This is a genomic window from Nocardioides terrae (genome assembly GCF_900112345.1).
Taxonomy (GTDB): domain Bacteria; phylum Actinomycetota; class Actinomycetes; order Propionibacteriales; family Nocardioidaceae; genus Nocardioides; species Nocardioides terrae.
The window spans coordinates 1-1316 of record NZ_FOLB01000033.1; the positions used below are offsets into that span (position 1 = coordinate 1).

Sequence of the window (1316 nt, forward strand, 5' to 3'; positions counted from 1 at the left end):
TGAATCGCGCTGGGTTTCGTTCCTATGCGTTCCCTTGGCCAGCAAGTGCCGGCCGGGATGATTCATGGGCAGCGTAGTACGCCGCCTCGACCTCGAGCGGGGTCCTCATGTCGAGCTCCCCGTGCAGGCGCTGGTTGTTCCACCACCACACGTACTCCAAGGTCGCGAGCTCGACCTGCTCGATCGTGCGCCACGGTCCTCGTCGCCGGATCAGCTCGGTCTTGTAGAGCCCGTTGACCGCCTCGGCGAGCGCGTTATCAAAGGAGTCACCGACGGTCCCGGTCGACGGCCTCGCGCCGAGCTCGCCGATCCGGTCCGTGTAAACGATCGAGAGGTAGTTCGACCCGTGGTCGGCGTGATGGATCAGCCCGGCCAGATCGGCGGCCCCCTCCTGTCTGGCGTCCCAGGCAGCCATGTCGAGTGCCTGCAACGGGAGGATGTCGGCCTTCAATGTCGCAGCAACGTTCCAGCCGACGATCCGGCGTGAGTAGACGTCGGTCACGAACGCCACGTAGGCGAACCCCGACCAGGTCGCGACGTAGGTGATGTCAGCGACCCACAGGCGCCGCGGCGCGGGCGCGTGGAAGCGGCGTTGGACCAGGTCGGCCGGCTTCACCGCCGCCGGGTCCGGCTTGGTCGTGTAGACCTTCTTCGACCGCTTCACCCCGCGCACGTCGGCGATCTTCATCAGCCGCGCGGTCTGGTCACGCCCGATCTCCCAGCCCTGACGACGCATCAGGGCGTGCATCTTCCGCACCCCGTAGACGCCGTAGTTCTCCGCGTGCAGCCGGACGATCTCGGGCACCAGAAGCTCGTCCTTGAGCTGGCGGGCCGAGGGCGGCCGTGTCTTCGCGGCGCGGTAGCCGCGGGCGGTGATGAACCCACGAACTGCCGGGCGCAACACCCGGCAGATGGCCTCGACCCCGAACTGATCCTTGTGCTCGTCGATGTAGCGGATCACTTCGTCGTGGGACGGTCGAGCTCCTTGGCGAAAAACACTGAGGCGGACTTCAAGATCTCGTTCGCCCTGCGAAGCTCGGCAACCTCACGCTTGAGGCGCTTGATCTCCTCAGCCTCCTCCGAGGTCGTCCCGGGCCGGACTCCGGCATCGACCTGCGCGCGGTGGACCCACAGCCGCAGGGTCTCGACGTTCATCCCCAACAACCCCGCGACGTGCCGCAGCGCGGCCGTCTCGTGCGGGTGCTCCGGGCGGACCTCGGCGACCATCCGGACCGCCCGCTCACGCATCTCGTTCGTATACCTGGCCATCGTTCCCATCCTGACTCATCAAGCGGAACGAAACCCAGCGCGATTCA

1 protein-coding gene is annotated in these 1316 nt (G+C 66.6%); it reads right to left on the reverse strand.

What is annotated here, in order from left to right; translation table 11 throughout:
* Nucleotides 1-22 precede the first annotated feature (22 nt).
* Nucleotides 23-1278 (reverse strand): IS3 family transposase gene (locus tag BM236_RS18565; protein ID WP_245750428.1). Its coding sequence is split into 2 segments (ribosomal slippage): nucleotides 23-993 and nucleotides 993-1278, totalling 1257 coding nucleotides; the frame shifts between segments, so codons are not numbered across the junction.
* Nucleotides 1279-1316 lie beyond the last annotated feature (38 nt).